Origin of the sequence: Pseudomonas sp. RA_15y_Pfl2_54 (genome assembly GCF_963971015.1) — a bacterium.
Lineage (GTDB): Bacteria > Pseudomonadota > Gammaproteobacteria > Pseudomonadales > Pseudomonadaceae > Aquipseudomonas > Aquipseudomonas baetica_A.
The window spans coordinates 50,882-74,591 of sequence record NZ_CAXAPN010000025.1 but is presented as its reverse complement, the minus strand read 5'-3'; the positions used below and the strand labels follow the sequence as shown (position 1 = coordinate 74,591).

At 60.7% G+C, this 23,710-nt stretch carries 18 protein-coding genes and 1 pseudogene; 14 read left to right on the top strand and 5 right to left on the bottom strand.

The features are described 5' to 3' along the window. Positions 1-119 precede the first annotated feature (119 nt). Positions 120-1,067 carry a SphA family protein gene (locus AACY50_RS18615; protein ID WP_339538973.1) on the bottom strand — a complete coding sequence of 316 codons (948 nt, stop codon included), beginning with the start codon at positions 1,065-1,067 and terminating at the stop codon, positions 120-122. A gap of 211 nt (positions 1,068-1,278) precedes the next feature. Between AACY50_RS18615 and AACY50_RS18610 the strand changes: the two genes are divergently transcribed. The 3 genes from AACY50_RS18610 (at position 1,279) to AACY50_RS18600 (ending at position 4,293) form a co-directional block, all read left to right on the top strand. After that, complete coding sequence (locus tag AACY50_RS18610) at positions 1,279-2,331, top strand: AraC family transcriptional regulator (RefSeq protein ID WP_339432901.1); 1,053 nt, start codon at positions 1,279-1,281, stop codon at positions 2,329-2,331. 81 nt (positions 2,332-2,412) lie between these two features. After that, the gene (locus tag AACY50_RS18605; RefSeq protein WP_339538972.1) at positions 2,413-3,300 is read left to right on the top strand and encodes a Dyp-type peroxidase; all 888 of its coding nucleotides are present in this window, start codon (positions 2,413-2,415) and stop codon (positions 3,298-3,300) included. Positions 3,301-3,324: 24 nt separating this feature from the next. Further along, positions 3,325-4,293: a Gfo/Idh/MocA family protein gene (locus tag AACY50_RS18600; RefSeq protein ID WP_339432903.1), complete on the top strand. Its 969-nt coding sequence runs from the start codon at positions 3,325-3,327 to the stop codon at positions 4,291-4,293. 67 nt (positions 4,294-4,360) lie between these two features. Here AACY50_RS18600 and AACY50_RS18595 read toward each other — a convergent pair. After that, positions 4,361-6,018: pseudogene (locus AACY50_RS18595) on the bottom strand (phosphoethanolamine transferase). Positions 6,019-6,184: 166 nt separating this feature from the next. Between AACY50_RS18595 and lexA the strand changes: the two are divergent. The 11 genes from lexA to AACY50_RS18540 all read left to right on the top strand — a co-directional run bounded on the left by lexA (position 6,185) and on the right by AACY50_RS18540 (position 20,220). Next, positions 6,185-6,802: a transcriptional repressor LexA gene (gene lexA, locus AACY50_RS18590; protein ID WP_339432904.1), complete on the top strand. Its 618-nt coding sequence runs from the start codon at positions 6,185-6,187 to the stop codon at positions 6,800-6,802. Beyond that, complete coding sequence (imuA, locus tag AACY50_RS18585; protein ID WP_221732761.1) at positions 6,802-7,419, top strand: translesion DNA synthesis-associated protein ImuA; 618 nt, start codon at positions 6,802-6,804, stop codon at positions 7,417-7,419. The genes lexA and imuA overlap by 1 nt, the downstream gene beginning before the upstream one ends. Before the next feature lie 7 nt (positions 7,420-7,426). Further along, positions 7,427-8,842, top strand: coding sequence for a Y-family DNA polymerase (locus AACY50_RS18580; protein ID WP_339432905.1), 1,416 nt, complete (start codon positions 7,427-7,429; stop codon positions 8,840-8,842). Then, positions 8,818-11,916, top strand: coding sequence for an error-prone DNA polymerase (locus tag AACY50_RS18575; RefSeq protein WP_339538971.1), 3,099 nt, complete (start codon positions 8,818-8,820; stop codon positions 11,914-11,916). The genes AACY50_RS18580 and AACY50_RS18575 overlap by 25 nt, the downstream gene beginning before the upstream one ends. A gap of 263 nt (positions 11,917-12,179) precedes the next feature. Further along, on the top strand, positions 12,180-12,866 hold the full coding sequence (locus AACY50_RS18570) for a CsgG/HfaB family protein (protein ID WP_221732772.1): 687 nt from the start codon (positions 12,180-12,182) through the stop codon (positions 12,864-12,866). A 29-nt stretch (positions 12,867-12,895) separates the two neighbouring features. Continuing rightward, a complete protein-coding gene (locus tag AACY50_RS18565) occupies positions 12,896-13,264 on the top strand; it encodes a DUF4810 domain-containing protein (protein ID WP_339432907.1) in 369 nt (122 codons plus the stop codon). Next, positions 13,261-13,920: a DUF799 domain-containing protein gene (locus tag AACY50_RS18560; RefSeq protein WP_339538970.1), complete on the top strand. Its 660-nt coding sequence runs from the start codon at positions 13,261-13,263 to the stop codon at positions 13,918-13,920. Before AACY50_RS18565 ends, AACY50_RS18560 begins: the two co-directional genes overlap by 4 nt. Positions 13,921-14,133: 213 nt before the next feature. Then, positions 14,134-14,823: a GntR family transcriptional regulator gene (locus AACY50_RS18555; protein WP_339538969.1), complete on the top strand. Its 690-nt coding sequence runs from the start codon at positions 14,134-14,136 to the stop codon at positions 14,821-14,823. A gap of 134 nt (positions 14,824-14,957) precedes the next feature. After that, the gene (locus tag AACY50_RS18550; protein ID WP_339464524.1) at positions 14,958-17,069 is read left to right on the top strand and encodes a hybrid sensor histidine kinase/response regulator; all 2,112 of its coding nucleotides are present in this window, start codon (positions 14,958-14,960) and stop codon (positions 17,067-17,069) included. Between the two features lie 30 nt (positions 17,070-17,099). Continuing rightward, positions 17,100-19,745 carry an excinuclease ABC subunit UvrA gene (locus tag AACY50_RS18545; RefSeq protein ID WP_339538967.1) on the top strand — a complete coding sequence of 882 codons (2,646 nt, stop codon included), beginning with the start codon at positions 17,100-17,102 and terminating at the stop codon, positions 19,743-19,745. A 232-nt stretch (positions 19,746-19,977) separates the two neighbouring features. Continuing rightward, on the top strand, positions 19,978-20,220 hold the full coding sequence (locus AACY50_RS18540) for a DUF465 domain-containing protein (protein WP_221732752.1): 243 nt from the start codon (positions 19,978-19,980) through the stop codon (positions 20,218-20,220). Positions 20,221-20,431: 211 nt separating this feature from the next. On the opposite strand, the gene AACY50_RS18535 is transcribed toward AACY50_RS18540, so the two are convergent. From AACY50_RS18535 to AACY50_RS18525, 3 genes are all read right to left on the bottom strand, one after another. Then, on the bottom strand, positions 20,432-21,508 hold the full coding sequence (locus AACY50_RS18535; protein ID WP_339432911.1) for an SMP-30/gluconolactonase/LRE family protein: 1,077 nt from the start codon (positions 21,506-21,508) through the stop codon (positions 20,432-20,434). Next, positions 21,505-22,650: a sterol desaturase/SRPBCC family protein gene (locus tag AACY50_RS18530; RefSeq protein WP_339432912.1), complete on the bottom strand. Its 1,146-nt coding sequence runs from the start codon at positions 22,648-22,650 to the stop codon at positions 21,505-21,507. The genes AACY50_RS18535 and AACY50_RS18530 overlap by 4 nt, the downstream gene beginning before the upstream one ends. Before the next feature lie 110 nt (positions 22,651-22,760). Continuing rightward, positions 22,761-23,624 (bottom strand): LysR family transcriptional regulator, encoded by an 864-nt coding sequence (locus tag AACY50_RS18525; RefSeq protein WP_339432913.1) that lies wholly within the window; start codon positions 23,622-23,624, stop codon positions 22,761-22,763. Positions 23,625-23,710: the final 86 nt, after the last annotated feature.

Genomic DNA, 23,710 nt, shown 5'->3' with positions numbered 1-23,710 from the left:
GACTACTGTCAGATCTGACAGGGGTAAGCGGTTTTCAGACGGACGGTCTGGTGCGGGATGAGTCTGTTTATTGGGCGCCCGTCTGAGTACTGTTCGCATCTGAGCGCAATCTGGCAGGGTCAGAAGGCGTACGGAATACTCACCTTCGCCCACAACATTTCCCCCTCCGGCCGGTTCTCCACGTCAAATTCCTTGGCCCAGCGAATCTCCGCACTGGCGTACTTGAGAAAGGTGAAGTGCAGTGCCGGCCCGATTGCGAACACCTTGCCGCGCACGCCGTCATCCACATCCTGCCCGGCGAACTGCACGGTGCGGCCGAACTGTTTGTCGTCTGTGGTCTGCTTGAGGTAGTAGCCGTTGATGCCGAGCATCAGGTCGTCGGTAATCTTGTAGCTGGCCGAATAATCGAAGTGAAAGATCTGCCCGGATTTGTAGTCGGTGTCCTTGTTCTTCTCGTTGAAACTGTAGCTGGTCTTCATCGAGACTTCGGTGTTGTCGGTCGGCAGCCAGGTGAAGGAGAACATGGGTTTGTAGGTGTAGAAATTGTTGCTGGTGTTGGCCAGCCGGTCGACGCTGTATTCACCGGTGGGCACAGTGATTTCCAGGGCGGCGCCGAGGGTCAGATGCTTGCCCATGTCCCACAGAATGATCGGTGCGATGGTGGTATCGCCCATGCCTTCACGGGTGTCGCTCAAGCCGAACACCGAGACTTCCTGCTTCAACCACGGCTGGGCGATGTAACCGGCCAGGCGCCCGCCGAACACCCGTACCGGGCTTAAATAATCGAGACGCGGAATCACCGCGGTGGATTCGATTTCGACATTCTGCACTTTGCCGCCCAGTGAACTGATGTTGAGTCGGGTCGACTTGTAATGGTTGTAGTAGAGGTTGAACGCGACCATGTTCTGCGCAAGGCTGTCGACCTCCAGCGGCAGCATGAAGAAGCCATCGGTGCCCGGGCCGATGTTGTCGACGCCGGCTTCGGTGGCGAGCGCCGGCAGGGTCGCGGTGCAGCCCAGCAATGTCAGGGCCAGGCGCAAGGGGGATGTCGCGCGGTTCGGGTACATATCCGTCCTCATTATTATTGTGTTTGGGCGAAACGCCGGCACGCAGGACGCCCGGCACTCTAGAAATAAGCGCTTGGAGCCTGACGGGGCAGGGTATTGGCGGACACGTAGGGGGGCTTCTGCGGACAGTCGATAAACCCTGTGCTAACTTTCTTCGACATAACCGGTAACAAAAATAACAATCAAGCGTAATCCGGAATGTCAGCCGCTCATGAACGTAAAAGTCCAAGACCCGACCTTCGAACTGGCGCTGGTGTCGCCGTTCCTCCTGCAAACCCTGGCTGAAGTCGCGCAAATCAACGGCGTCGAGCCCGAGAGCCTGTGCCGTGGTCTGGGTTTTACTCTCGAAGACCTGCAGGATCCGGCGCAACGGATTTCCTATCGCCAGGCTGTGGCAATGATTCAGCGTGCGCTCAAAGTGCTGCCCAATCAGGGGCTCGGCCTGTGGGTCGGGGCGCAGAACGTGCTTGGCACGCTCGGTTTGCTCGGACATGTGCTATCGCTGTGCAGAACCTTGCGTGATGCGTTTTCCGTAGGGATTCGCCATCAGCACACCTCCGGCGCGATTGTGGTGTCCAGCGTCGATGTGGTGGGTGACCGAGTGCATCTCGATGCCGAATGTCGCTTGCCGTTCGCCGATGTGCAGGTGTTTGCGGTCGAGGAGTTTTTCGCCAGCCTCCTGGTGTACGGTCGGGCGTTGGCCGGGGCGGATTTCAAGCCGATCGCCGTGCAATTTGTCCATGCCGCGCCAGGCTACCTGAGCGAGTACCACCGCCTGCTTGGGCCGGACGTGCGCTTTGGTTGCCTGCACAACCGTATGCTGATCGATGTGCAATGGCTGGACGTCAAGCTGCCCAATCATCATGCGCTGGCGTTGCGTCAGGCGGTGGCCTTGCTGGAGCTTGAAGCCGCGCAGGTGCATCAGAAGCTCGATCTGATTCAGGCCGTGGAGCGGGCGATAGCTCGGGATCTTGCTTGTGGCACTCATATCGAGAAGATTGCTTGCGACCTGAACATGAGCAGCCGCACCTTGCGCCGGCGTTTGACCGAGCATTCGCTGACGTTTGAAGCTTTACAGGAGCAAGTGCGGCAGGCGCGCACCCTGAGTCTGCTGGCCAATCCGGATATGTCTATCGAGCGCATCACCGAAGAGGCCGGTTATAGCGATGTGCGCAGCTTTCGCCGGGCGTTCAAACGCTGGACAGGGATGAGCCCGAGTGCGTGGCGTATTGAGAACGGCCCTTCGTCTCTGAGACAAGACTAGGGTGAGGGTTTTGCGGCATCTGAACCCACACAAATCCTCTGGCCAGGGGTAAACTCCCGCGCACTTTCCCAAGGAGTTCACATGAGTTACTACCAGCCGGGCATTCTCGCCACCCCTGTTCCTGCGCAAGCACGTCATCTGTTCTTCGCCCTTGAGTCGGTTGCAGCACTGCCGCAGGCGATCGACAACCTGATGAATCTGGTGGATGGCAAGTCGGTGGTGGTCGGTTTCGGTGAATCCCTGACCAGGGCCCTCAACGTAGAAATCGACGGCCTGCGCAGTTTCCCGGCCATGACCGGCGTCGGCGTGGAAAACCCGTCGACCCAGCACGCGCTGTGGGTCTGGCTGCACGGTGTCGACCGTGGTGAACTGCTCAATCGTTGCAATGCTTTTGAAGCCGCTCTGGCGCCGGCCTTGTGTCTGGTAGAGGCCCAGGAAGCCTTCCGCCACAAGGAAGGTCATGACCTGACGGGCTACGAAGACGGTACTGAAAACCCGCACGATGAAGCGGCTATTGCCGCTGCGTTGCTAGCAGAGGGCGCTGAAGGCCTGGTTGGTGGCAGCTTCGCGGCGATCCAGCAGTGGCAGCATGACCTCAAGGTTTTTCACACATTGTCCGCCGAAGACAAGGACAACATCATGGGCCGTCGCTTGAGCGACAACGAAGAAATCGACGACGCACCCATTTCCGCCCACGTCAAACGCACGGCGCAGGAAAGCTTCGCCCCTGAGGCGTTTGTCGTGCGTCGCTCGATGCCGTGGATCGAGGGTCATCGCGCCGGTTTGATGTTCCTCGCGTTCGGTTTTTCGCTGGATGCCTTCGAAGCGCAACTGCGCCGCATGAGCGGTCTGGAAGATGGCATCACCGATGGTCTGTATCGCATCAGCCGGCCGATCACCGGCGGCTACTACTGGTGCCCGCCGCTCAAGGACGGGCGCCTCGATCTGCGTGCCTTGCGTATCGGCTGATCGTCAAGACACAGGGAGGCAACAATGGACGTGGTGCGTTGGGGCATGATCGGTTGTGGCAGCGTCGCCGAGCGCAAGAGCGGGCCGGCCTTTTACAAGGCTCCCGGTTCGGCGCTGGTGGCGGTGATGGGACGACGTCTTGAGGCGGTGAGCGATTACGCCGCGCGCCACGGCATCGAACGGGTCTACACCGATGTCGATGCGCTGATCAACGATCCCGAGGTGGACGCGGTGTACATCGCCACGCCTCCCGACAGTCACCACGCCTACAGCCTGAAAGTCGCTGCCGCCGGTAAACATGGCTGCGTGGAAAAACCCATGTCGCTCAATGCCGGGCAAAGCCGTGAGATGCAGCAGGCGTTTGCCGACGCCGGGTTGCACCTGTTCGTTTCCTACTATCGGCGTTCGTTGCCGCGCTTTGCGCAAGTGCGGCAATGGCTGGAGCAGGGGCGTATCGGCGCGGTGCGGCACCTGAGCTGGACACTGACCAAAGCGCCGTCCTCCGCAGACCTGGATGGGCGTCACAACTGGCGTACGGATCCGGCGGTCGCCGGTGGCGGTTACTTCGCCGATCTGGCCAGCCATGGCATTGACCTGTTCCAGTATTTGCTCGGCGACATCATTGATGTCGCTGGTTTCACCGCGCATCAGGCCGGGTTGTACGCGGCGGAAGATGCGGTCAGCGCCAGTTGGCGCTTCGCCAGCGGAGCGTTGGGCATGGGGTGCTGGAGCTTTGTTGCCGATCGGCGCGAGGATCGGGTCGAGATCATCGGCAGCCAGGGGCGAATCAGCTTTTCGGTGTTTGATGAACATCCCGTTCAATTGCATACCGATCAAACCGTCAGCCTGGACATCCCCCATCACGAACACATCCAATGGCACCACGTCTTGGGCATGAACGCCCACATTCGCGGTGATTCGCAACACCCGGCGATGGCCGAACAGGCCCTGAAAACCGACTGGGTCATGGACCAGATCCTCAAGCGTCAATGACCTCTCAAGCGACACACCATCCCCTGTAGGAGCAAGCCCGCTCCCACAAGGGGGTTGTGGGGGCGGGTTATTGTGCGGCGGTCATGGACGGGCGGCAGCCGTGGAAAATATCCAGCCCCGGCTGATACAGCGAGGTCTTCACCCCGAACAACCCCAGCACCGAATGAAACAGGTTGTCATGGCTCAGATCCGCCTGGCCGGTCTTGCCTTGCAGGCAGCCCCGGTCGATGCCTTCGCTGGCCAAGGTGTTGTTGCCAAACCACATCACCATCGGCACATGGGTCTGTGCCTCGGGTGCCAGTGCATAAGGCGCTGCATGCAGATACAACCCGTTTTCCCCCAACGATTCCCCGTGATCAGAGACGTAAACCATCGATGTATCCAGTGCATCCTGATTGCGCTTGAGCAACTCGATCACCTTGGCCAGGAAATGGTCGGTGTAGAGGATGGTGTTGTCGTAGACGTTCACCAGCTCATCACGGCTGCAACTGCCCAATTGGTTGGTGTGGCAGATTGGTTTGAAACGCTCCATGTCCTTCGGATAGCGCTCGTAGTATTCCGGGCCATGGCTGCCATCGGCATGCAGAACAATGATCGCGTGGCCCTTGAGGCTGTCGATGTAGCTTTGCAGATCGGCCAGCAAGGCTTCGTCGAGGCAGTTGTTGCCGTCACAGAACGGTCCCGGCTGGTTCTTCGAAATATCGCGATGCGGTACGCGCAGGCAGGTGCCTTTGCAGTCGCTGTTGTTGTCCAGCCACAGCACTTGCACGCCGGCGCGCTGGAGGATGTCCAGCAGGCCTTCGTAGGTTTTGCCTTTCTTGTCGCTGTAATCCTCGCGGGGGAACATCGAGAACATGCACGGCACCGACACCGCTGTCGACGTGCCGCAGGAATGCACCTGGGTGAAGTTGAGGATGTCCAGTTTGCTCAGCTCTGGATTGGTCTCACGCTCATAACCGTTCAACGAAAAGTGATCGGCGCGGGCGGTTTCACCGACCACGAACACCATCAGCGATTTCTTCTCGCGGCTGGCAGCCTTGGCGCTCATCACTGCGTCTTCGCCGACAGCCTGCACCACGAAGTGCTTTTTGATGCCCAGGCGTTGCTTGGTGTATTTGCTGATCGCGTAGATGTAGTTGGTCGGGTTGATGAAGTGGGTGAGTTTGTCTTCTTCGCGAAAGATCGGCGCGTAGGTCGAATAGAACGTGCCCACCGAGGCCGCGATCACCAGCACGCAGGCGATGATCACCAGAATCTTGTTCAGCAGGCCGCGAAAGAACGGTCGATAGCTCACCGGCCAACGCCAGATCAGCGCCGCCGGCAGTACGCCGAGCACTAGCACATAGGCCATCAGCTTGCCGCTCAACAGCGCGGTGGCTTCACCGGGGTTGGTTTCGAACACGTTCTGGATCATCACCGTGTCGATGGTGATCCCGTATTCGTTCATGAAATACGCGGCGCAAGCCGAGAGCAGGGCGACCACGGTCAGCACCGGTTTCAGCGTCCAGCGGAACGACACCAGGGTCAGCAGCAGAGTGATTGCGGACCATAAAAACAGCCCGAAAGAGGCGAAAAATGCCAGTTTGTACGCGCCTTGCAGGGTGATCAGTGTGCCCAGCGCCTTCCAGGTCGCCAGGTTGTACAACGCCACCAGCGCCAGGGAAACAGCAACACCAGTCGCGTAGAAGTGATGGACGGTGAACGCAGTCCGTTGCCCAAAGCCATGTCAAACCTTCCTCTACATGAATAGAAAACACACGCAGTAACGTGTGTAACTGTAGAAGAACATTAGTAAAAAAATCGTAAACATCCTGTCACATGTTTCACATTTTTCTGTCGCGACACCCACCTGACTGATGGTGCTTGTCAGGAAAATCCTACAGGAGTACAAATGTACTCCATGACCAATCTGACTCCCCGCCGCACCGCCATCCTGACCTTTATCCGCGAACGCATCGCCGAACACGGTCAGCCCCCAAGCCTCGCTGAAATCAGCGAGGCTTTTGGTTTTGCCTCCCGTAGCGTGGCGCGCAAGCATGTGCTGGCGCTCACCGAAGCCGGGTTTATCGAGGTCAACCCGCATCAGGCCCGGGGCATTCGCTTGCTCGGGCAACCGGCGCGCCCGGAGTGGCTCGATATCCCGGTGCTTGGTCGTGTGGCCGCCGGTGCGCCGATTGGCGCCGATGCCGAGATTCATAGCCGCTTGATGCTCGACCCGGCGCTGTTCTCTCGCACACCGGATTACATGCTGCGGGTGCAGGGCGACTCAATGATCGAAGACGGCATTCTCGACGGTGATCTGGTCGGCGTGCGACGCCATCCCGAGGCGCTGAATGGCCAGATCGTCGTGGCGCGCCTCGACGGTGAAGTCACCATCAAACGCTTCGAACGTGTCGGCGATGGGGTGCGGTTGTTGCCGCGCAACCCGGCGTACCGGCCGATTGTCGTGGGCGATGATCAGGATCTGGCCATCGAAGGGGTGTTCTGCGGTCTGGTGAGGCAAGGCTGATGGGCGCCGTCATTGCGCTGGATACGCTGTTCAATGGCGGCCAGGTCTGGAAGGGCCGGCCTGCGCCACCGGCCGCCAGTCCGCAACCCACCGGGCATGCGGCACTGGATGCGGCGCTGCCCAGCGGTGGCTGGCCGGAAGCCGCGTTGAGCGAAATCCTGTTGGCCGGCCCCGGTGTCGGCGAACTGCAACTGGTCTGGCCGACATTGGCGCGGTTATCGGCGGCAGGTGAACGCATCGTGCTGGTTGCACCGCCCTTCGTGCCGTACCCCCAGGCGTGGGAAAACGCCGGGGTCGATCTTCGCCAGTTGTCGGTCATTCAGGCCAGTGAGCGCGATGCCTTGTGGGCGGCGGAGCAATGCCTGCGCTCAGGCAGTTGTGGTGCGGTGCTGTGCTGGCCGCACAAGGCGGATGACCGCGCGTTGCGGCGTTTGCAGGTAGCGGCGGAAACGGGCCAGACCCTGGCATTTGCGTGGCGGCCGTTGAGCGAAGCGATCAACCCTTCGCCCGCTGCCTTACGGATTGCCATCGACGCCAAACCCGCGCAATTACGTATCCTCAAGTGCCGTGGCGGACTGGCGCGCCCGGCACCGATTGCTTTTGCCGTGGGGCACTGAGGCCGTCATGCGCTGGGTGTGTATTGTGTTTGCGCAATTGGCGTTGGACGCGGTGCTGCGTCAGCGTCCCGATCCCGACGAGCCATTGGTGCTGCTCAGCGGTCCGGCCCAGCGCCGGGTGCTGCAAGCGGTCAACCCGGCGGCGCGCCAACTCGGGCTGCGGCCCGGTCAGTCAATGACCGCCGCGCAAGCCTTGAGCAAGGGCTTTGCCACGGCGGATTATGATGTTGCCGACGTCGAGCACTGGCAGCAGTTTCTGGCCGCATGGGCCTACCGTTTCAGTGCGCAAGTCAGCGTGCATTACCCGCGTACTGTGGTGTTCGAGATCGAGTCGAGCCTGGGCCTGTTCGGGTCCTGGGCGCAGTTCGAGGCGCGATTGCGCAAGGAACTGACGGATCTGGGTTTTCGTCACCGTATCGTCGCCGCGCCAAACCCGGTGGCGGCGCGGGTGTTGGCCAATGCTTATGACGGCCTGGTGGTACCGGACGACGAAGCCTTGCAGCATCACCTTGGGCAATTGCCCGTCGATCGCGTTGGCTTGGAGCCGGCTGTAGCCACGGCGTTGTCGCGTATGGGCCTGCGCAACCTCAGTCAGGTGCAAAGCTTGCCGCGTCAGGCGCTGGCCCGGCGTTTCGAGGCGCAAATGCTCAAGCACCTCGACACCTTGTCCGGCGCACGTCCACTCGCGCTGGCGTTCTACCTGCCACCGGACCGTTTCGATGTACGTATTGAACTCAATTTCGACGTGCAATCCCATCAGGCGCTGCTGTTCCCGTTACGACGTCTGACCGCTGACCTGTCGGCATTCCTTTGTGGACGCGACAGCGGCGTGCAGCGGTTCGATTTGCATCTTGAACACGCCGGGTTGCCGGACACAGTGATCAAAGTCGGCTTGCTCAGCGCCGAGCGCGATCCGGCGATGCTCTTCGAACTGGCCCGTGGGCGACTGGAACAAGTGCAGGTCGAAGCGCCGGTACGCGGTTTTCGTTTGCGCGCCGAAGATCTGCCGAGTTTTGTGCCGCAATGTCAGGAACTGTTCGACGACCGCCCACAGCAGACCTTGCCCTGGGAGCAATTGCGCGAACGTCTGCGCGCACGACTGGGCGATGATGCGGTGCAAGGGCTGCGCTTTCAGGCCGATCACCGGCCCGAATGCGCCTGGCAGAACGGCGTCGACAAACAACGCTGTGCAGGTTTGCCCAGTGTCTATCGTCCGGGCTGGTTGCTGGGCGAACCGCAGAGCGTGCCGCAAGGTTCGGCGCGGATTCTCATGGGCCCGGAGCGTATCGAGTCAGGCTGGTGGGACGGTGACGATGTGCGCCGCGACTATTACCTGATCCAGAACCGCGCCGGTCAGCAAGGCTGGGCTTATCGAACCGTGGGCGAGGGTGGGCCGTTGTGGCTGCAAGGCTGGTTTGCATGAGCGATGGTTATGCCGAATTGCACTGCCTGTCGAACTTCAGTTTCCAGCGTGGTGCGTCCAGTGCGCTGGAACTGTTCCAGCGGGCGAAACAACACGGCTATCAGGCACTGGCGATCACCGACGAATGCACGCTGGCCGCAATTGTGCGTGCCTGGCAAGCGGCGAAATCCGTTGAACTGCCGCTGATCATCGGCAGTGAAGTGCGCATCGACAACGGCCCGAAACTGGTCCTGCTGGTGGAGAACCTCGAGGGTTATCAGGCGTTGTGCGGTTTGATCACCCGTGCCCGGCGGCGCACGCAGAAAGGCCAGTACCAGGTGCTGCGCGAGGATTTCAGCCAAGCGCTGCCCGGGTTGCTGGTGTTGTGGGTGCCGGACTCGGTGGATGACAGGGAAGAGGGTCGCTGGTTGAAGCAAACCTTCGGCGAGCGGCTGTGGCTGGCGGTGCAGTTGCACCGCGGGCAGGACGATCAGCGGCGGCTGGCGGCGTTGTCGAGTCTGGCCGCTGAGCTGGGAATCACGCCGGTGGCCAGCGGCGATGTACACATGCACGCCCGTGGCCGGCGCGCCTTGCAGGACACCATGACCGCGATCCGTCATCACGTTCCGGTGGCTGAGGCCGGTTTACGCCTGCACCCCAATGGCGAGCGGCATTTGCGCAGCGTCGAGGTGCTGCGCGAGGTCTACCCGCCGGCCTTGCTGCAGGCCTCGGTGAGCCTGGCCCGACGCTGCACTTTCGACCTGGGCCAGTTGCGTTATCAATACCCCAAGGACCTGGTGCCTGAGGGGTATAGCGCCAGTACCTGGTTGCGTCACCTGACCGAAGAGGGCATCGCCTGGCGCTGGCCGAAAGGGCCACAGCCCAAAGTGCTCAAGCAGATCGACGATGAGCTGGAACTGATCGCCGAACTCGGCTACGAAAGCTACTTCCTCACTGTGCACGACGTGGTGCGCTTCGCCCGCGAGCAAAAAATTCTTTGTCAGGGCCGTGGTTCGGCGGCCAATTCGGCGGTGTGCTTTGCCCTGGGCATTACGGAAATCGACCCGGATCGCACCACGCTGCTGTTCGAACGCTTCATGTCCAGGGAGCGCAACGAGCCGCCGGACATCGACGTCGACTTCGAGCACGAACGCCGTGAAGAAGTCCTGCAATACGTGTTCCGCCGCTACGGCCGACATCGTGCGGCACTGACGGCGGTGGTCAGCACCTATCACGCCGCCGGCGCGGTGCGCGATGTGGCCAAGGCCTTGGGCCTGCCGCCGGATCAGATAAACGCACTGGCCGATTGCTGCGGCCACTGGAGCGATGAAACGCCGCCGCTGGCGCGTTTGCTCGAAGGCGGGTTCGACCCTGACAGCCCGGTGTTGCGCCGGGTGCTGAGCCTGACCGGGCAACTGATCGGTTTCCCCCGGCATCTGTCGCAGCACCCCGGCGGTTTCGTGATTTCCGAACAGCCCCTGGACAGTCTGGTGCCGGTGGAGAACGCGGCGATGGCCGACCGTACGATCATTCAGTGGGACAAGGACGATCTCGACGCGGTCGGGCTGCTCAAGGTCGATATCCTCGCCCTCGGTATGCTCAGTGCGATCCGCCGCTGTTTCGATTTGCTGCGCCGTCATCGCCATCTGGATCTGAGCCTGGCGACGATTCCGCCCGAGGACAAACCCACCTACGACATGATCAGCCGCGCCGACACCATCGGCGTATTCCAGATCGAGTCCCGGGCGCAGATGTCGATGCTGCCACGCCTGAAACCGGCGAAGTTCTACGATCTGGTGATTGAAGTGGCTATCGTCCGGCCGGGGCCGATCCAGGGTGGAATGGTGCATCCGTACCTGCGCCGCCGAAACAAGGAAGAGGAGGAGACCTACCCGTCGCCGGAACTGGAAGTGGTGCTCAAACGCACCCTTGGCGTACCGCTGTTTCAGGAGCAGGTGATGCAGATCGCCATTGTCGCCGCCGATTACAGCCCCGGTGAAGCCGATCAGTTGCGCCGCTCCATGGCCGCGTGGAAGCGTCATGGTGGGCTGGAGCCACACAAGGAAAGACTCGCCGCCGGCATGAAGAAAAACGGTTACACGCCGGAATTCGCCGCGCAGATTTTCGAGCAGATCAAAGGTTTCGGCAGTTACGGCTTTCCTGAGTCCCACGCTGCCAGTTTCGCCTTGTTGACGTATGCCAGTTGCTGGCTCAAGTACCACGAACCGGCGGCGTTCGCTTGTGCGCTGATCAACAGTTGGCCGATGGGCTTCTACAGCCCGGACCAGATTCTCCAGGACGCCCGTCGGCATCAGTTGCAGATCCGTGCGGTGGATGTGCGTGCCAGTGACTGGGATTGCAGCCTGGAACCCATCACTGGCGCACAACCGGCGATTCGCATGGGCCTGCGCATGATCAAGGGGTTTCGCGAGGACGATGCCCGGCGCATCGAAGCCGCAAGAGTGCGTGGGGCGTTCGCCGATGTTGCCGATCTGGGGGAACGGGCCGGGCTCGACAGTCGAGCGCAAGCCTTGCTGGCCGATTCCGGGGCGTTGCGCGGCTTGGCCGGTCATCGGCATCGGGCGCGCTGGGAAGTGGCCGGGGTGCAGAAGCAACTCGGGCTGTTCGCCGGGCTACCGAGTCAGGAAGAGCCCGGCGTGGTGCTGCCCAAACCCAGCGTCGGCGAGGATCTGCACGCCGATTACACGACCGTTGGCACCACATTGGGGCCGCATCCGCTGGCGTTGTTACGAGGCGAGCTGAAGGCGCGGCGTTGCCGCAGTTCGCAGGAGTTGCTCGAAATCGAACACGGGCGCCCGGTCAGCGTTGCCGGGTTGGTGACCGGACGCCAACGACCAGGCACCGCCAGCGGCGTGACGTTTGTGACCCTGGAAGACGAGTTCGGCAACGTCAACGTGGTGGTTTGGCGCGATCTGGCCGAGCGTCAACGCCAGGTACTGGTCGGCTCGCAATTGCTCAAGGTTGATGGCCGCTGGGAGCGCGAGGGCGAAGTGCGCCACCTGATCGCCGGCCGCCTGAGCGACCTGAGCCCGTTGCTCAAGGGCATCCGCGTGCAGAGCCGCGACTTCCACTAAACCCCTGATCAACACAAACCCTTTGGGAGCGAGCTTGCACGCGAAAGCAATCTGCCAGCCAGAGAGTATTCATCGGGTACTCCATATACGCGAGCAAGCACGCTCCCACAGTTGTTTTGGTATGCGGGGATTGGCCAATCCATTGGCGTCAAAAAAATCTGTCATCAATGATGGCACTTTGTCATAATGCGGCCCCTTTTCCGCGCCCCATCACGTTACCGTGCCGGGACATACCGTTTTTCAAGAAGGAATATTCAGTGAGAATGATCTCCCGGATGCTGGTCTCAGGCGTTGCAATCGCCGTGCTTGGCACCATCGCCGGCACGCTGGCCGGTTGCGCCACCGAAAGCTCCCGCGCGCTGCCGGTGGCCAAGGTAGAAAGCGCCACTCAAGTCTGGACTGGCGTTCGCGTGCCGATGGCGGTGGGCAAGTTTGATAATCGCTCCAGCTACATGCGCGGGATCTTCTCCGACGGTGTCGACCGTCTCGGCGGTCAGGCCAAGACCATCCTGATCACGCATTTGCAGCAGACCAACCGTTTCTCCGTGCTCGATCGCGACAACATGGGCGAAATCCAGCAGGAAGCCGCGATCAAGGGCCAGGCTCAGCGTCTCAAAGGCGCCGATTATGTGGTCACCGGTGACGTCACCGAATTCGGTCGCAAAGAGATTGGCGACCACCAGTTGTTCGGCATTCTTGGTCGTGGCAAGACCCAGATCGCTTACGCCAAGGTCAACCTCAATATCGTCAACATCAGCACCTCCGAAGTGGTCTATTCGACCCAGGGCGCCGGCGAGTACGCCTTGTCCAACCGCGAAATCATCGGTTTCGGCGGCACCGCTGCTTATGACTCCACCCTCAACGGCAAAGTCCTGGATCTGGCCATGCGCGAGGCGATCAATCGTCTGGTTGATGGCATGAACGCCGGTGCCTGGAAACCGGGCAACTGATTGACGCCCACTGCAAGGAGCAACATCCAATGAATTTGACTTTGTCGCGGTCGCTGATGGCCCTGACGCTGGCCGCCAGCGCTCTGCTGGCCGGTTGCAGCAGCCCGCAAACCCTGTACCAGTGGGAAGGCTACGAACCCCAGGTCTACGAGTACTTCAAGAGCGAAACACCGAAAGAAGCCCAGGCAGAAGCACTGGAAGCCGATTTGCAGAAGATCCGTTCCACGGGTAAGGCCGTGCCACCGGGATACCACGCGCACCTCGGTCTGCTGTACCTGAGCATGGGCAAAGACGATCAGATGGTGCAGCAGTTCCGTACCGAAAAGACCCTGTTCCCAGAGTCCGGCACGTACATGGATTTCCTGCTTAAAAACGCCAAGACCGGAGATGCGAAATGATCCCGCGTGCGGTGAAGCTGCTGGTGGGCGTGCTGGCGCTGAGCATGCTTGGTGGCTGTGTAAAACCCAAGACCGTGGATTATTCGGCGTACAAACAAGCGCGCCCGAAGAGCATTCTGGTGCTGCCGCCGCTGAACACCTCGCCGGACGTCAAGGCGTCGTACAGCCTGTTGTCGCAAGTGACGTTCCCGCTGGCGGAAGCCGGTTACTACGTACTGCCGATCGCGCTGGTTGATGAGACGTTCCGTCAGAACGGCCTGACCACGCCAGACGATATCCATCAGGCACCGCCCAACAAGCTCAAGGAAATCTTTGGTGCGGATGCGGCGCTGTACATCACCGTGACCGAGTACGGTACGCGTTACATGGTGATCAGCAGCGAAACCGCAGTCACTGCGACGGCGAAACTGGTCGACTTGAAATCCGGCATCACACTGTGGACCGGCTCCGCTCGGGCGTCGAGCGAAGAGGGCAACAATAACGGCGGCGGTGGCCTGATCGGCATGCTGATCACGGCGGCAGTGAAGCAGATCATCAAGAGCTCGACCGATGCCGGTTACCCGATTGCCGGTGTGGCGAGCAATCGTCTGTTGTCAGCCGGGCACCCGGCAGGCCTGCTGTACGGCCCACGTTCGCCGAAATACGGCACGGATTAACCGCGAACGTCAAAAGATCGCAGCTTGCGGCAACGCCTTGGGATGACTTTTCCAAGCCACTGCCGCAGGCTGCGATTTTTTTTGCCCGGACATTTCTCGAGCCACCCCGGTCACGACTTGCCATCAAGAGCCTGCATCTTGGGGCCGAAGGCGATATTCTGCGCCACGGTTCATGCGCCACGGCAGCGTTGCCAGCAATGAAGGAGCTTTGGAGTGACCGAAAAGAAACTGGAAACCACGGTCGACCGCGTCTACCAAGGGGTTTACGAGGCGATCTGCAAGCGCTCACTGCGTCCGGGAATGAAACTGGGCGAGGCCTCGCTCGCGCAATTATTTAATGTCAGCCGCACCTCAGTGCGGGCCGCGCTCAAGCAGTTGGAAGCCGAGGGCCTGGTGACCACCGAACCCAACAAAGGGGCATCGGTGTCGTTGCCCAGCAACGAAGAAATTCGCTCGCTGTTCGAAACCCGCCGCCTGATCGAGATCGGTATTGTCACCGAGCTGTGTCGACGCAAGGACGCTGCGGCGATGCAGGTGCTGCGCGATCACCTGTTGCTGGAAGATCAAGCCCATGAAGGCGGCGACCACGAGCGGTTGATTCATCTGCTTGGTGAGTTCCACCTCAAACTTGCACGCAGCCTGAATAACCCGGTACTGCTCGACTGGTTTCAGAAGCTGATTTCCCGTGCCTCCCTGTACATCGCCGCATTGGACGACGACAGCCACGAAGCCTGCCGCGACAACGAACACCTGCGCCTGATCGAGTACATCGAGGCCGGCGATCAGAGCGCCGCGATCGAGTTGACGTGCGTGCACCTGAACGGTATCGAGAAAGCGATTCTCGACGTTGCCGCCAAGATGAAAACGGGCTATCACCCGCTGAAACATCTGATCGGGGTTTGAACCTGAGCAGGCTATGAAACCGGCTATACCTCTTATGAAACCAATACGACCTGCGATGCTCGAAACACAAGGACGCCGCGTCGTTTGGGCGTAGTGATTGATCGGGCAACCACCACAGGACACCGAGTCAGGCGATGCAGTTTTTATCCGATAGCCACGGTTGTGAAGGTTGGAAAGGCGAAATGGCCGGACGCATTTGCGCGTTCGACTGGCGTCAAACCGAACTGGGGCCGCTGGAGACATGGCCCGCCAGCCTGTGCAGCACCGTGCAAATGATGCTGGCGTCGCCGTTGCCGTTGGTCATGCTCTGGGGCCGTGCTGGCTACATGATCTACAACGACGCCTATTCGACGTTTGCCGGTGGCCGCCATCCATTTTTGTTGGGCTCACCGGTGGAGCTGGGCTGGCCGGAAGTCGCCGAGTTCAACCGCCATGTCGTCGATACCTGTCTGGCCGGTGGCACCTTGTCGTTTCGCAATAAGGACATGGTGCTGCTGCGTGATGGCATTCCCGAAGAAGTCTGCCTGGATTTGTATTACAGCCCTGTCGCCAACGATGAAGGGGTGCCGTCCGGGGTCATGGCGATAGTGGTTGATACCACGGAGTTCATGCGTTCCGAGCGTTTGCGCCAGGCCGCTGAAGACGCTTACCGCGCTGATAATGAGCGGGTGCGTCTGGCGCTCAATGCCGGTGCCTTGCTCGGCTCGTTTGTCTGGGATGTGCGCAATGATGTGTTATCGGCGGATGAGCGTTTCGCTCGGACGTTCTCGTACCCGGCGGATCAGGATCTGACCGATGTGCCTCAGGCGCTCACCAATGCCAGGATTCACCCTGATGACCTGGCCTGGGTGCAGGAGCGGGTCAATCAGGTATTGCAGACCGGTGAGCCGTACAACGCCGAATACCGGGTTTTGCGTCCGGACGGCAGTTATATGTGGGTACTGGCCAGTGGAGCCTGCGAATTCAACGAGCAGGGTGAGCCGTTTCGCTTCCCTGGCGTGTTGATCGATATTCATGAACGCAAGATTGCCGAGGAATCCCTGCTCAAATTCACCCGCAACCTCGAGCAGCGTGTCGCCGATGAAGTCGGTGCGCGACTGGCCGCCGAGGAGCAGTTGCGCCAGTCACAGAAACTGGAATCCATCGGCGGGCTGACCGGCGGCGTCGCTCACGACTTCAATAACCTGTTGCAGGTGATCGCCGGCAATCTGCATTTGCTGGCTCGCCATGAGCCCAATAACGCCAACGTGCAGCGTCGGGTCAGCGCTTCGTTGGCGGCGGTCGAGCGCGGGGCCAAATTGTCTTCGCAATTGCTCGCGTTTGCCCGGCGTCAGCCGTTGTCACCGGCGGTGTGCAACCTGCAGCAGATTTTCGAAGGTGTCGGTGAATTACTCCAGCGGGCGCTGGGCGAAACCATTCAGATTGATGTGCAACTGCCGCAAGCACCGTGGCACATCAATGTCGACCGCAATCAATTGGAAAACGCCATTCTCAATCTGGCCATCAACGCACGGGATGCGATGAAGGGTGAGGGCACCATTGTGCTCAGTGCGTCCAACGTTGCTCTCGATGGCGAGTTCTGTGTCGGTAAGGGCATCACCCCCGGTGACTTTGTCCGGGTCGCGGTCAGCGACATGGGGCCCGGCATCCCGCCACAGATGCTGGAGCAAGTGTTCGAGCCGTTTTTTACCACCAAGGCTGACGGTCAGGGCACGGGGCTGGGCCTGAGCATGGTTTTCGGTTTCGTCAAACAGAGTGGCGGGCATGTCGAGATCGACAGTACGCCAGGTGAGGGGACATGCGTGCAGTTGTACTTTGCGCGCAGCCTGCGACCGATCCGCGAAGAAGCGCCGAACATCGAAAGTCAGCTGAGGGGTGGTCACGAGACGATTCTGGTGGTCGAGGATAACGAGGCTGTGCGTGCTTCGGCGGTCGAGTTGCTGCGCGAGGAAGGTTATCGCGTGCTGACCGCCGGTAATGGCGACGTGGCGATGCAGATGTTGCTCGAAGGCTGCGACGTGGACTTGATTTTCACCGACGTGGTCATGCCGGGGCTGATCAAAAGCTCCGATCTGTTTGCCTGGTCCAAGGTGCAGACGCCACCGGTCGCGGTGTTGTTCGCCTCGGGGCATACCCGCGACATCATTTCGCGCAATCACCAATTGAGCCCCGACACGCATTTGCTCAGCAAGCCTTACAGCCCGGACGCATTGTTGCAGATGATTCGTGACGTGCTCAGTGGCTGAGCTTGAACATTCCATTACCAAGGCAGGCTGATGACTTCCAAGCGTACCTCCAAGGCAACCACCGGCATGGTTCGGGTGCGCGGTGCTCGTGAACACAATCTGAAGAACGTTGACGTCGACATTCCCCGCGATGCCTTGGTGGTGTTCACCGGAGTATCGGGGTCGGGCAAGTCATCGCTGGCGTTCTCGACGTTGTATGCCGAAGCCCAGCGGCGTTATTTCGAATCAGTGGCGCCGTATGCGCGGCGCCTGATCGATCAGGTCGGCGTGCCGGATGTCGACTCCATCGAAGGCCTGCCACCTGCCGTGGCGCTGCAACAACAACGCGGTACACCGAGCACGCGTTCATCGGTGGGCAGCGTCACCACGTTGTCGAGCCTGATCCGTATGCTGTATTCGCGTGCCGGCAGTTATCCGCCGGGGCAGGCGATGCTGTATGCCGAGGATTTTTCGCCCAATACGCCACAGGGCGCGTGCCCCGAGTGCCATGGGCTCGGCCGGGTGTATGAAGTCACCGAAGCCTTGATGGTGCCTGATCCTGGCCTGACCATTCGCCAGCGCGCGGTGGCTTCCTGGCCCTTGGCGTGGCAAGGCCAGAACCTGCGCGACATCCTCGTGACCCTGGGCATCGACGTCGATATCCCGTGGCGCAAACTGCCGAAAAAGCAGCGCGACTGGATTCTGTTTACCGAACAGACCCCAACCGTTCCGGTGTACGCCGGGCTGACCCCGGAAGAAACCCGGTTCGCCCTCAAGCACAAGAAAGAGCCGAGTTACCAAGGCACGTTCACCGGCGCCCGGCGCTACATTCTGCACACCTTTACCCACTCGCAAAGTGCGCTGATGAAGAAGCGTGTTTCGCAGTTTATGCTCGGCAGTCCTTGTCCTCTGTGTGAGGGCAAACGCCTCAAGCGCGAGGCGTTGTCGGTGACGTTCGCCGGGTATGACATCGGCGAGTTGTCGCAGATGCCGTTGTTGAAGGTGGCCGAGGTGCTGAAACCGGTGGCGGCAGCCAGCTATCTGGATCGCGCTGAAGAGCGCGGCGAAACCCTGAGCCATGCGCAGACTCGCGAGGCCCGTCAGCAGCGTGTAGCCCACGGCGCCAGCGGACACACTAGCGCGCCGGATGTGCGGCACACCCCGAACCTGTCCCTGGAAAAACGCCTGGCAGCGCAGCGTATTGCCGAGGACTTGCTCGAGCGGGTCAGTACCCTGACCGATTTGGGCCTCGGTTATCTGGCGCTGGAGCGCAGCACGCCGACCTTGTCGTCCGGGGAGTTGCAGCGCCTGAGACTGGCCACGCAACTGGGCTCGCAATTGTTCGGCGTGATTTACGTGCTCGACGAACCGTCCGCCGGTTTGCACCCGGCGGACGGCGAGGCCTTGTTCGAAGCCTTGCAGCGCTTGAAAGCCGAGGGCAACACGCTGTTTGTGGTCGAGCATGATCTGGAAACCATGCGCCGAGCCGACTGGTTGATTGACGTCGGGCCGGCGGCGGGAGAGCAGGGTGGTCAAGTGTTGTACAGCGGCCCGCCGGCGGGGTTGGCCGCCATTGAGCATTCGCAGACGCGCGCCTATCTGTTTGCCCAAGCGCAAGCGCAAGCGCAAGGGCAGACGCGGACGGCGCGCAAGCCGACAGCGTGGCTGAAACTCGACGGTATCACCCGCAACAACCTGACCAATCTCAGCGCCGAGTTTCCCTTGGGTTGCTTCACTTCGGTGACGGGCGTGTCCGGTTCCGGAAAATCGAGTCTGGTCAGTCAGGCGTTGCTGGAACTGGTCGGCGCGCAACTGGGGCGGCCGACGGTTGATCACGAGTCGGAAGCACTCACCCTCGAAGACGACGCACCGCAGGTCAGCGGCGGACACGTCAGCGCCGGACTGGATTCGATCAAGCGACTGGTGCAAGTCGATCAGAAACCCATCGGTCGCACGCCACGCTCCAATCTGGCGACCTACACCGGGTTATTCGACAACGTGCGCAAGCTGTTCGCCGCGACACCCCAGGCGCGGGCGGCGGGTTATGACGCCGGGCAGTTTTCCTTCAACGTCGCCAAGGGTCGTTGCGCGACGTGCGAGGGGGAAGGCTTTGTCAGTGTCGAATTGCTGTTCATGCCCAGCGTGTATGCACCGTGCCCGACCTGTCATGGCGCACGGTACAACCCGCAGACGCTGGCGATAATGTGGCAAGGCTTGAGCATCGCTCAGGTGTTGCAACTGACTGTCGACGAGGCGGTGAGCGTGTTCATCGAGCAACCGGGCATTCGGCGTTCACTGGAGGTGCTGCGCGACATCGGTCTGGGTTATTTGCGCCTGGGGCAGCCAGCCACGGAACTGTCCGGCGGTGAGGCGCAGCGGATCAAACTGGCCACCGAGTTGCAGCGTAACCAGCGTGGCGCCACCTTGTATGTGCTGGATGAACCGACCACCGGATTGCACCCGCGCGATGTCGATCGGTTGCTGGAGCAGTTGGATGCGCTGGTGACGGCGGGGCACACGGTGATCGTGGTCGAACATGAAATGCGCGTGGTCGCGCAGAGCGACTGGGTGATCGACATCGGCCCGGGGGCGGGGGATATGGGCGGCAAGATTGTTGCGGCGGGTACGCCGCAGAAAGTCGCGGCGAGCAAGAAGAGCCGGACTGCGCCATTCCTTGCCCGCGCCATGAGTCGTTAAATGTATCGTCTCCAATGGCCTCATCGCTTCAGGCCACCGGCCACAGTTTTTTGAGCGACAGGCGATTGAGGGCGCGCAACGAGCAAAGGCTTTATCGCAATAGCGACAGGGCGACGAACGGGCGCCGCTGGTCTGACAGGTGGTCGACAGAAGCGTTCAACCAAGGCCATTCTGATAACGGGTCAGCGCAATCGGTCGCGCTGGCCTCCCGATCAACTGATGGAGGTGTTCCATGCCGGTTCCCCATGACCTGTTTCAGGACTTGAGTTGCACGAAGGAAGAGATCCAGCAAAAACGCACCCAGGATCCACGACTGGATTCACTGATCAACAAGTATTCCCAGGCTGATGCCGATGTGGTCAAGGCCGAAACGGCCACCTCGGATGCCCCCAGCGACGATGAACTGAAAAAACTCAAAGAGAAGCGCCTGAAGGTCAAGGACGAGATCGTCAGCCATTTGCAGCCCCCGTCCTGATCCGCCGACCTACGGTTGTAGATTGACTGGAACGACAACCACGCCCGGCACCTCGAATGTTCAGAGTCCGAATTCATCGACTCCTTGCGAGGTGCCCCATGACCGATCCCACAGGTTTGTGGTTATCGAATGATTTTCGATGTTTCACAAACCGCGTGGGAGCAGGCTTGCCAGCGATAGCGTCAGTCAGTCCAGTGCCTTTAATGCGGGCTCATTTGAGCGCATCTGCCAAGGGCAAACGCGCCATATGCGAAGCCTTCAACGACCCGAAATACAACCACGGCCCATACTCGCGCGCCGTCGTTATCGGTGAGTAATTACCGCTGCTGGCATCCTGCAGATTGGCAATCACCTTGCCGTCCAGATCCAGCCCCAGCACAAACCCGCGCTTTTCCACCGGTTTGGGCAACACGGTCAGCGCTCGCACGATCATCTTGCGTACGAGCGGATACCCGGCAGTGCCATCGAGCAAGGGATTGCGCGGTGCGTACAGCGCCACCCAAAACCGGTCGCTGCCGTTGAAGGCGAGGTTGTCCGGCAGCCCCGGCAAATTGTCGATGAACAGGTCATGGGTGCCGGCCTTGGGCCCGGTCAGCCAGTAGCGGCTGATGCGGTAAGCGCCGGTTTCGTTGACCAATACATAGGCGTCATCTGGGCCGAGGGTCACGCCGTTGGCGAACTCCAGTTTGTCCAGCAGTACGCTGGTTTTGCCGGTCTGAAAGTCATAGCGCAACAGACGTCCGTCACCGCCATGCTCGATAATCGCCTCGCCGTCATGGCCATAACCCCAACGGCTGGAGGCATCACTGAAGTAGGCGTAATGCCCGGATTGGTCGATGGCCACATCGTCGGTGAAACCGAACGCCAGGCCATTGGCGGCTGTCGCCAGGGCAATCAAGCGCCCTTGTGCATCGAGCGAGAGCAAACCTTTGACGCCGTCGGCAATCACCAGCAAACCGTTGGGATGTCGGGCCAGACCCAAGGGGCGTCCGCCGGTATCTGCGAGCACTTGGCGTTCCTGACCGTCGAGACTGCTGCGAATCAGCCGACCGTCATGCAATCCAGTGATCAAAAAGTCACCTTCCAGCAGCAGCGCCTCTGGCCCTTCGATGTCACTCGGGCCAACCTGTGCAACGCCTTTGAGTTTTTGGTTTTCGGCGTAGATTCCGTTGGTCAGCGATGGCGCGGCCTGTGGTTTCCAGGCAACCGGCTCAACCCGGGTGGGCATCAGCAACAAAAACGCGAAAACGAGAATGATCAGCAGCATCAACCCATGTCCCAACTTCATGCGCTTGCCCTCGCCGATGCAATGTATTGCGTGGCCATGTCGCGTAACGCGAGCATCGACGCAGCCGACTCGCGACCAATACGGCGTTTGAGCAGCAACTGATTGGCGATGCGCATGCCCAGACCCTCGAAGCGATACTCCAGGGTGCGCACAAACCGTGTGCCGCTGCCTTCGGTCGAGCATTCGTAAGTGAGCAACAATGACAACCCGTGATCACCGTGCGCCTGCGCGCACCAGCGCCGACCGGGCAGATACTCCGTGACTTCCCAGCTCAAGTGACCTGGCCGCCCACCCGCATGAATATCCTCCTCGAAGTGCGAACCCGCATGCAGGGGGCCCTGTGGGCCGTTGATTTTCAGCGAAGACGGGTGCCACTCTGGCCAGCGGCTGACGCTGGCAGCGTAGGCCAGCACGGCAATCGGTTCACCGGCGATATCGATCGGGTGTTGCAGGCGCGTCATGGGCATTCTCGAATGGCTCAAAGGGGCGGTTTCCGGCTCCCAGTAAAGGGTGCCGAACAAGTAGTCCATCAAGGGCAAGACAATGTTGAAGTTGCATTCCTGCATGCGCTCGCGGCGGTGATGCAATTCGTGCAGGCGACGCATCTGGCGGATCCACGGCAGCCGGGTCAACGGATTGTCCGGCGGCAGATGCTCGCAGGCGTGAAACACCTCGTAGGCAAGATAACCGAACACCATGCAGCCGCCGAACAGCCCGGCAACGTTGACATTGGCCTGCACGAGCAGCCACCACCCCGGCAGGGTGATGAACAGCGTGTGAATGACGATCAGCCAGGCCGGGAACAGAATCACCCGCCAGTCGCGGGCACTGTCGTAGGTCATGTGGCCGGGGGTGAAGAAACTGTGATGATCGCCCGCATGTCGGGCGTAGAACATTTTCGCGAAGGCTTTTTTATGGTGGCCGAGATGGCGATGCACGCTGTACACGCCGAAATTGAAGAACAGCAGGGTCAGCGGCACGGTCAGCCATTGCAGCGGTTGCACCTGCTGCACATTGCTCCAGAACATGCCGATGGCCAGTACGCCGAACAGCAGCACGAAGGCGCCATGCAACCACGGGTTGTAAAGCGGATGGATCGCCGCACGGTAGCGACTGCGAAATGCCTCGGTGGTCTGCCTCACTGCGTCACCTGCGGGGATCGTTGTCATACCCGGCAGATTAGCCGATCCGCTCGTTTATGCAGGCCAGACCTTGGGGCACATGCGCCATGATCGGCTGTAAAGCGGCCGCCTCAGCTCAGTGGGTTCCAGCGTTGCGACCAGTCGTCATCGTTGCGAATCACTTCGCGCAGCAGATTGAAGGCTTGTTGCAGCGTCGCCGAGTCGCGATCGCGCGAGTACACCAGATAGGTCGGGTAACCGAATTCAGGGGCTTTGGTCACCGGCTCCAGGGCGCCGCTCTCCAGGTAGGTGCGCACGACGCGAGTGCGGAAGTAGCCGCTGCCACCGTGTTCGAGGATGTATTGCAGGGCCAGAGGGCCGAGGTTGAAACTCAGCGCGGCTTTGGCTTTTTCCGGCAGAGCGGCATCGTGCTGGCGGCGAAAATCCGGGCCCCAGTCGATGTAGACGTAGGGATCCGGGCGATCAGGCGCGCGCACCAGGATCAGCTTTTCTTCCAGCACCTGCTCGACCTGCAACCCCGGCCAGTATTCGGGCTGATAGACCAGCGCCGCGTCGAGCACACCGAGTTCAAGTTGGCGCAGCAGGTTTTCGCCGTCGCGGATTTCCATGCGCAACGCATGCCCGGGAATTTTCTCGCGCAGTTCGGCAGCCCAACTGAGCATCAACGGATTGCACAGGCTGACTTCTCCGCCGATGTGCAGCACGTTGTGATAACCCTCGGGCAGCGGCAAGTCGCGGCGCGCGGCCTCCCAGGTCTGCACCAGTTGATTGGCGTAGACCACAAAGGCCTCGCCGTTGGGCGTCAGTTTCGCCCCGGCCCGATTACGCACGAACAGGGTGCTGCCCAACTGGCTTTCGAGTTTCTGCACCCTGGCGGTGATTGCCGTTTGTGTGACGAACAGCTTCTGCGCCGCCGCGGCGAGGCTGCCGTGGCGGACGATTTCCAGAAAGGTGCGGGCGAGGTCGATGTCCATGGGGGGGCCAGTGTTTGAGGTGGGCGCATTGTATGTGCAGCCTCTACACTGCGTCATCGTTCAATCGCCATTAGGGTCGCGGCCAC